The organism is Nocardia sp. NPDC004860 (assembly GCF_040609015.1).
GTDB lineage: Bacteria > Actinomycetota > Actinomycetes > Mycobacteriales > Mycobacteriaceae > Nocardia.
Genome location: NZ_JBEXJI010000047.1, coordinates 38,089 through 46,065 on the forward strand (window position 1 = coordinate 38,089; position 7,977 = coordinate 46,065).

Sequence of the window (7,977 nt, forward strand, 5' to 3'; positions counted from 1 at the left end):
CGGTCATGTCACCTGTTCCTGTGAATGATCTTGCGGCAGCGGCGTTCCAGCAGGACGACGGCGAGCCCGAAGAACCGGAATGCCGGATTGGTGGTCTGCCTGTGGTGGTACCGGAAATAGATCTGCTGGCAGATGACCGCCAGCCGGAACAGGCCGAAGACCTCGTAGAAGGCCCATTCGCGATCGGTGAGACCGATTCCTGTTCGCCGGCAGTAGTATTCGACGACCTCACGGCGCGTCAGCATGCCGGGGGTGTGGGTGGGCTGGCGGCGGAAGAACCTGAACGCGCGGCCGTCGTCCTGCTGGACCCAGTAGGCGAGCGCGCTGCCGAGGTCCATCAGCGGGTCCCCGATGGTGGCCATCTCCCAGTCGAGCAGCCCGATGGGCCGGGTCGGATCGGAGTGGTCGAGGACGATGTTGTCGAAACGAAAGTCGTTGTGGACGAGCACGGCCCCGCGGTCGGGCGGCTGATTGGCGGCCAGCCACGCCATCACCGATTCGAACGAGCCCACATTCCAGGTCTTGGCCCGTCGGTAGCGCTTCGACCAGCCGGCCACCTGGCGGGCGACGTAGCCGGGTCCCTTCGACATCCAGCTCAGCCCCGCCGCTTCGGGATCGATCGTGTGCAGATCGACCAGAACGTCGAGAACGTTCGTACACAGCTTGCCGACTTGCAGCGTGGTGAGCTCCAGGTCCGGGGGGAACTCCTTGCGGGGGAAGATGCCGTCGAGCCGTTCCATCAGATAGAAAGGGGCCCCGAGGATTTCGGGGTCCTCGCACAACGCGACGGTCGACGGCGCGTAGTCGAACACCGGCCCGAGCGCGGTCTGCACGCGGTACTCCCGGGCCATGTCGTGCGCCCCTTCGCCGTGCCGCCCGGCCGGGGGCCGCCGCAGAATGAGGTCACGGCCCGGGTACTCCAGCAGGTACGTCAGATTCGAAGCGCCACCGGAGAACTGGCGCACCGCGGGGATACCGGTCAGCGTTTCGTCGGTGACCTGAGTACGTAGCCAGGCCGCCAGCGCGTCCACGTCGAAGGCGTCCTCGGACCGCACCTGGCGGGCCTCCGTCCGCGTCGGGCCGGGGGTCGATGTCACGTCAGCTTCCTCACGATCGACAGGGGCAGCACCTTCATGGCCACCGCGAGCGGAACCCACGGCCAGCTCGGGACATACGCGACGGCTCGGCGAGCCTCGATGGCGGCGACCATGGACGCGACACCGGGCACCGTGTCGACCATGAATTTGGTGCGGTCCGCGGCCGCGGCATTGATCTCGGAGCGGATGTATCCCGGCAGGATCAGCGAAATGTCCACGCCGGGAATACGTTCGGAGCGCAGCCCCTCGGCCAGCGCGGCCACCCCGGCCTTGCTGGCCGCGTAGACGGTCATCGAGCGCCGCATCCCCCGCACCGCCGAGAACGACGAGATCAGCACCAGATGGCCGCGCTGCTGCGCACGGAAGATCTCCAGCGCGTGTTCGCTCTGCGACAGCGCGCCGACGAAGTTGGTCATCGCTGTGGTGCGGTTGGCTGCGGCGCCGCCGGTGCCCAGCGCCGCGCCCAGGCCACTGCCGGCATTGACGATGACCCGATCGACGGTCCCGAAGGCCGCGCGGAAGACTCCGAAAGTAGCCCGCACGCCGTCGTCATCGGTGACATCGAGGGCCGCGATCTCGACCCGGACGCCCGGATGGGCCTCGGCGAGCTCATCTTTCAGTGCGGTGAGTCGATCGACACGCCGTGCGCACAGCCCGAGGTCATACCCTCGCGCGGCGAACTGGCGCGCCATCTCCTCGCCCAGACCGGAACTGGCTCCGGTGATGATGATCGTGCCCTTGCTCATGGAGTGCCGTCTCGCTTTCTCGGGTTCTCTCACCGGCGCTCGGCATATTTGGCGAGTTCGACACGTCCGACGAGGTCCAGGTGCACCTCGTCGGGCCCGTCGGCCAGCCGGATCGCCCGCGCGGCCGTCCACGCCGCGGAGAGTGGGAAATCGTCGGATATGCCTGCGCCGCCGTGGATTTGCATGGCGAAGTCGATGACGTCCTGCGCCACCGCCGGCACCTGCGCCTTGATCTGGCTGATTTCGCTGAGCGCACCGAAGGCACCGACCGTGTCGAGTTTCCATGCGGCATTGAGCACCAGCAGCCGCGCGGAGTCGATGGCGATGCGCGCCTTCGCGATCCGCTCGCGGTTGCCCCCGAGGTTCGCCAACGGTTTTCCGAATGCGGTGCGATCGAGTGCGCGACGGCAGGCGGCTTCGAGGGCGGACTCGGCGAGTCCGATCAGGCGCATGCAGTGGTGTACGCGGCCGGGGCCCAGCCGCCCCTGCGCGATCTCGAAGGCCTGGCCGGGGCCGAGCAGGATATGGGACGAGGGCACACGAACATCGGTGAACGAGACTTCGCCGTGCCCGAAGGGCTCGTCGTATCGGCCCATCGTGGGCAGCATCCGCTCGACGCGGACGCCGGGGGTGTCGCGGGGGACGATCACCATGGTGTGCCGGCGGTGCTTGCCGGCGTCCGGGTCGGTCAACCCCATGAAGAGAATGACCTCGCAGTCCGGATGGCCGATCCCGGTGGTCCACCATTTCCGGCCGTTGAGGACGACCTCGTCCCCGTCGAGCACTGCGGTGGCCGCCATGTTCGTCGCGTCCGAGGACGCGACCCCGGGTTCGGTCATGGCGAACGCCGAGCGAATCCTACCGTCGAGCAAGGGCTCCAGCCAGCGGTCGCGCTGAGCCTGATCCCCGTACTGCAACAGGACTTCCATGTTTCCCGAATCGGGTGCGTTGCAATTGAATACGTGCGGGGCCAGGAACGATCGACCGGTGACCTCGGCGATCGGCGCGTAGTCGGTGTTGGTCAGGCCCGCATCGCCGTCGGTGCCGAATCGTGCGGCGTACTCACCCGCGTGCGCGGCCGGCAGGAACAGGTTCCACAGGCCCTCCGAACGGGCCTTGGCCCGCAACTCGGCCAGCATCGGCAATGGCTGCCACGGATCCCCGCCCGCGTCGCGCACCGCGGCAAGCTCCCGGTGATACCCGGGCTCGACGGGGAGGATCTCGTCGTCCACGAAACGGCGTACGCGCTCGACGAGATCGGCAGCGCGAGCGCTGGGTGCAAAGTCCATGACTCCTCGATTTCCTGAGGCAAGATGTGCATATGCCATTCTGGTGGGGTCCGAACATCGATTGAATGGGCATGAGAACCCCATCGGGTGTGCATATGCATATGCTGAGCTGACGAGGAAGCGATGGTGACGAACACAGACCGGCCGGCGGTTCCACTCGGGCCGGGCCGCAGGGAAACCGCCGCCCGGATAGCGTCGATGATCTCCGCGGCCGATCCGGAACTGCGCCAGATCTCCGCGGACCTCACCCGCCTGTACCGCGACAGCATTCCCGTCTATGACCAGGTGGACCCGGACTCGATCGAGCAGAACACGCGTGCCGTGCTGCAGATCGCGGTCCGTCACCTGCGCACGGACCTGGCGCAATCGAGTTTCGATGAGCTGGCCGCCCTCGCTCGCGTATGGGCCGACCAGCAGATCCCGCTCGAGCTCGTCGCGCACAGCATCCAGATCGGGGCACGCCGGATATTCGCCATCGTCCGTGAACGCGCGGTCGCCGCCGAGATACCGGCGGCCGAGATCGACGCCATGCAGGACCTCATGTGGGAGTGGGCAACCGCCTCGGCCACCGCGGTGCACATGGTCCTGCAGGACCGCGCCATCGACGGCGCCACCCGGCGCGCCGACTTCCTGCGCCGTCTGGTCGACGGCAGCCTGTCCTCGGCGGCGATCGCCGCCGAGGCCGGGCACCACCGGGTGGATCCGGATCACCGCTACCACGTGGCCTATGTCGCCTGGGATGAGACGAAAGCCGCCTCCGAACTGCTCGCCTACCTGCGCGCACGCGGATCGACATCGAAACTGCCGGTCGTCGACACGGTCATCGACCGCCACCTGGTCGCGCTGCTCCCGCACACACCGGATGACCCGCTCCCGGCGGGGACGGTGGCCCTGGGGCCTTCGGTGCCGCTGACCGAGGCTCCGCTGTCCTATCGTCACGCCCGCCAGGCCCTCGAGCTCGCCGCCCGCAACGATCGGACCGGGCTGGTCGATCTGGCGACGCTGGGACCGCTACCGTTGCTCGCGTATCCCGACGAGGCGGTCGACGTGCTCGCCGCGAAGCACCTCGCGCCGCTGTTGCGTCACAGCGCCGGCGCGGAGGTGGCTGCCACGGTGGAGGCGTACCTCGACTGCGACCGTCGTATCGACGAAACCGCCGCCAAGCTCTACCTCCACCGCAATACCGTCCGAAACCGGTTGCTGCGCTTCGCCGAGATCACCGGCCTCAACCTCGACCGCACCGACGATCTGATCGTGGCCTGGTGGCTGCTCACTTACCGCCGGAACCGCGAATCGGGCATCGGCGCATAACGCCCCGAGTCTTCATTTCGGTTCGCGCGGAAGATATTTCGAGCCGTTCGGACGATGCAGAACACCGGTCATCAGCGTCGCCAGGGATTCTTCGAGCGCGGCGCACACGTCGATGCGAAGTGCGGCCAGGCCGGGGTCGGCATCGTAGGCCGCCACCGTGCTCGCCGAGGGCCGGGCATGGGCGTACAGGCCCGCAACCATGGCCACGCCCATCAGGCAGATCGTCAATGCCTTGTCGCCCAGTTCGGGCACCGCCTGGCGGACCCGGTCGGCGAGGATGGTGAGGTTCTCGAGGGTGGAGCGCTTGTACCGAACGACCACGTCGACCGACACATTGTGCTCGAGCACGCTCGCCTGGGCGCTCACCAGATCCGAGAACGCGGTGTGGTCCTGCAGCGAACAACTCAGGACGGCCGCGAGCCGATCGATCCGTTCCTCCACCGGCAAGTGCGGATCGATGGCGTCCGGCAATTCATCCGCCAACTCGGCAAGCCACCGGCGGAATCCCCGATCGAGCAGTTCGAGCAGAATCTCCTCGCGAGATTCGAAGTAGCGCAACACATTCGATTTCGCCAACCCGACCCGGCGGCTGAGCGCATTGAGGGTCACGTCGGCGACCGGCATGTCATCGAGCATGGCCGCGGCGGTATCCAGAATCGTGCTGCGGCGCACTTCCCGTTGCTCCTGGGTGCGCGCTCTCTGGAATCCCACGCACCGATGGTACCGACCACCGGTTCGTTGACTAGAGACCGGCGGTCTCTTACTGTGGATCGCAACCGGTTAAAAGACCGGTGGTCCTTAATTTCGATTGATTCCCGCAGCGGAGGAACCATGGCGCACAAGTGGACCGAGAACGATGTCCCCGAACAGCAGGACCGGCTCGCGGTGGTCACCGGGGCCAATACCGGACTGGGCTTCGAGACCGCCCGCGTGCTGGCGGCGCACGGGGCGTCGGTGGTGCTGGCGGTCCGTGACGTCGAGAAAGGCAAACAGGCCGTTGCCCGGATCACCGAGATCGTGCCCGGCGCGCGCCTGAGCGTGCTCGCCCTCGACCTGGCCTCGCTCGAATCGGTCCGCGCGGCCGCCGCGGAGCTGCGCGCCGCACATCCGAGGATCGATCTCCTGATCAACAACGCCGGCCTGATGTACCCGCCACGGCAGAACACGGCGGACGGATTCGAGCTGCAATTCGGCACCAATCATCTCGGGCACTTCGCCCTGACCGGACTGGTCCTCGACCTGTTGCTGAAGACCCCGAATTCCCGGGTGGTCACGGTGGCGAGCCTCGCGCACCGCTTCCGCGGCAAGATCCATTTCGACGACCTGCAATGGGAGCGGTCCTACGACCGGGTCGCCGCCTACGGCCAGTCCAAGCTGGCGAACCTGATGTTCACCTACGAACTGCAGCGCCGGCTGACCGCGCACGGCGCCAACACCATTGCCGTCGCCGCGCATCCGGGCGGTTCGAACACGGAACTCATGCGCAACTCCCCGGCGGTCATTCGGTGGCTCGCACCGGCGGTGGCCCCGCTGGTCACACAGAGCCCGGCGAAGGGCGCCCTGCCCACACTGCGTGCCGCGACGGATCCGGGTGTGCTCGGGGGTCAGTACTTCGGCCCCGATGGCTTCGCAGAGGTCCGGGGATATCCGCGAGTCGTGGCCTCCAGCAACCGATCTCACGACCTGGCCGCGCAGCGGCGGCTGTGGACCGTCTCCGAACAGCTGACCGGAGTCGCCTTCGAGGTCTGACCGGCTTTGTCGCAGGTGGCCGATTCTCGCGCCGTGCTTCCAGCCGCCGGGTGTAGCGGCGCAATGCGCGAACCTGCAGACCCTGATCGGCGAGCACGGCCGACATCAGGCTGACATGGACCACCGTGTGTGCAGACGCTGACGTCAGGATGAGATGTAAGCGCTGTCAACACTTGTTAAATTGGTTCCATGGCAACGTCGAACGCGCCGTATCACCACGGCGATCTGCCCAGCGCGCTGGTGCGCGCGGCTGTGGAACTCCTCGAGGAGAGCGGTGCGGGTGAGCTTTCGCTCCGCGCCGCCGCGCGGCGGGCGGGCGTGTCGACCGCCGCGCCGTACCGTCACTTCGCCGATCGCGATGCCCTGCTGTCCGCCGTCGCCGCCGTGGGTTACCGCGAGCTCACCGCGCAACTGGTCGCCGCGGCCGCCGCGCCGGCCAATGCCGCGGACCTCGCCGAGATCGCGGTCGCCTACGTGCGGTTCGCCCTGACGCGGCCCGGGCTCTTCCGGGTGATGTTCTCCGAGCCGTGCGATCCCAGCAGCCCGGAACGGGTGGCGGCGACCACCGCGATCCACGAGTACGTGAAATCGATTGTGCGGCAGATCTTTCCCACGGCCAGCGAGGAAGACCTGGCGACGGCGCTGTGGGCGTTGGTCCACGGCCTGGCCTTCTTGTACCTGCACGGCAAGTTCGAGGCCGATTCCGTCGAAAGCCGCGTCCGGAACGCCGTTTTCGCGGCGCTCGACGCGACGGTCACATCCAGCGAGCCCTCGGGCGCCTGATCCGGGCCGCGGGCGACTGGGCTCGCCGGTGGGGGAGGGGCGCCTCAGGGCTCGCGTACCTGCAACAACACCTTGCCTACGGTATCGGCGGAATCCAGCAGCGGGTGCGCTTCGGAGACATCGTGGATGGGCACCACGGCGGACACGACCGGCGCGACGGTGCCCGCGGAAATCAGCGGCCACAGCCGTCGGCGCGCGCAGACCGCATCGCCCGGCTTCCAGTCCTGCACGTCGCCGCCGACATCGGCGACGATGCCCGACACCTCCAGTCCGAGGATGTCGCTGGCCCCGGGCGGCGGCGGGTAGAGGCCGTAGCGCTGCATGACGTCGGCACGGTTCACTCCGGCGGCCACCACGTCCACTGTCACTTCCCCCGGGCCGGGGGCAGGTAAGTCGTCCACCTGCGACCACTTCATGACCTCCAGACCGCCGTAGCCGTCGAGTGTCACCGCGAACATGTCATCCCCTTTCGGTCACCGTAATGTGTACACCGCTTACATTACCCTCGAAATAAGCGCCGTCAACATTCGAGTCGTGGATCACGATCCGGGCGTGCACCGCGGTGGCCGGCTCGGTGGGCGTGCTGGTCAACCTCGTCCTGTTCGTCATCCTCGGCATGCCGTCGGCGGGCGGCACCATCCCGGCCGAGGCGACACCGCGGTTCTTCGGCCGATCGGCCGACTTCGAGCCGCTGCGGCAGGTCTACCTCGCGGTGCGCTCACTGATGTTCTTCGACGGCCGCGCCGCCGCGGGACTGGAACGCGGATTCTGGATGACCGCCATCGGCCTGGCCATCGGCGTCATCTCCGGGGTGCTGGCGACCACCTTCTACGACCGGAAGGAACTGACGCGGACGCCGCGCGGCACGGTCGCGATCCCGCAAGCCGCCTGACAACTACTGCGCGGCAAGACGTTCGGCCTGGGCGGTGACACCGCCCAGGGCGCCCGCCGCGCCCGGGGTTGGAGGGCCGAAATTTGTGGGGGGGGGCGGGGGGTGGGTGT

General features: G+C 67.7%; 9 protein-coding genes. 4 read left to right on the forward strand and 5 right to left on the reverse strand.

Annotated features, from left to right (window positions below; all coding sequences use genetic code 11):
- Positions 1-8 precede the first annotated feature (8 nt).
- From ABZV44_RS43675 to ABZV44_RS43685, 3 genes are read right to left on the reverse strand one after another with little or no spacing between them, the layout of a single operon-like run.
- Positions 9-1,097 (reverse strand): phosphotransferase family protein, encoded by a 1,089-nt coding sequence (locus ABZV44_RS43675; protein WP_354850696.1) that lies wholly within the window; start codon positions 1,095-1,097, stop codon positions 9-11.
- A complete protein-coding gene (locus tag ABZV44_RS43680) occupies positions 1,094-1,843 on the reverse strand; it encodes an SDR family oxidoreductase (RefSeq protein WP_354850699.1) in 750 nt (249 codons plus the stop codon). The genes ABZV44_RS43675 and ABZV44_RS43680 overlap by 4 nt, the downstream gene beginning before the upstream one ends.
- 29 nt (positions 1,844-1,872) lie before the next feature.
- Positions 1,873-3,132 carry an acyl-CoA dehydrogenase family protein gene (locus ABZV44_RS43685; protein ID WP_354850702.1) on the reverse strand — a complete coding sequence of 420 codons (1,260 nt, stop codon included), beginning with the start codon at positions 3,130-3,132 and terminating at the stop codon, positions 1,873-1,875.
- Positions 3,133-3,258: 126 nt separating this feature from the next.
- On the opposite strand from ABZV44_RS43685, the gene ABZV44_RS43690 reads away from it, so the two are divergent.
- A complete protein-coding gene (locus ABZV44_RS43690) occupies positions 3,259-4,443 on the forward strand; it encodes a helix-turn-helix domain-containing protein (protein WP_354850705.1) in 1,185 nt (394 codons plus the stop codon).
- 12 nt (positions 4,444-4,455) lie between these two features.
- Here the strand turns inward: ABZV44_RS43690 and ABZV44_RS43695 are convergent, their stop codons facing one another.
- The gene (locus ABZV44_RS43695) at positions 4,456-5,154 is read right to left on the reverse strand and encodes a TetR family transcriptional regulator (RefSeq protein WP_354850707.1); all 699 of its coding nucleotides are present in this window, start codon (positions 5,152-5,154) and stop codon (positions 4,456-4,458) included.
- Positions 5,155-5,274: 120 nt separating this feature from the next.
- Between ABZV44_RS43695 and ABZV44_RS43700 the strand changes: the two genes are divergently transcribed.
- Together ABZV44_RS43700 and ABZV44_RS43705 are read left to right on the forward strand one after the other, a co-directional pair.
- Positions 5,275-6,192, forward strand: coding sequence for an SDR family NAD(P)-dependent oxidoreductase (locus ABZV44_RS43700; RefSeq protein ID WP_354850710.1), 918 nt, complete (start codon positions 5,275-5,277; stop codon positions 6,190-6,192).
- 189 nt (positions 6,193-6,381) lie between these two features.
- Entirely contained in the window at positions 6,382-6,975 is a 594-nt protein-coding gene (locus ABZV44_RS43705; protein WP_354850712.1) for a TetR/AcrR family transcriptional regulator, read from the forward strand.
- Between the two features lie 44 nt (positions 6,976-7,019).
- On the opposite strand, the gene ABZV44_RS43710 is transcribed toward ABZV44_RS43705, so the two are convergent.
- Positions 7,020-7,433: an alcohol dehydrogenase catalytic domain-containing protein gene (locus ABZV44_RS43710; RefSeq protein ID WP_354850715.1), complete on the reverse strand. Its 414-nt coding sequence runs from the start codon at positions 7,431-7,433 to the stop codon at positions 7,020-7,022.
- Positions 7,434-7,537: 104 nt separating this feature from the next.
- Here ABZV44_RS43710 and ABZV44_RS43715 point away from each other — a divergent pair, with 104 nt between their 5' ends.
- Positions 7,538-7,867 carry a hypothetical protein gene (locus ABZV44_RS43715; protein ID WP_354850718.1) on the forward strand — a complete coding sequence of 110 codons (330 nt, stop codon included), beginning with the start codon at positions 7,538-7,540 and terminating at the stop codon, positions 7,865-7,867.
- Positions 7,868-7,977 lie beyond the last annotated feature (110 nt).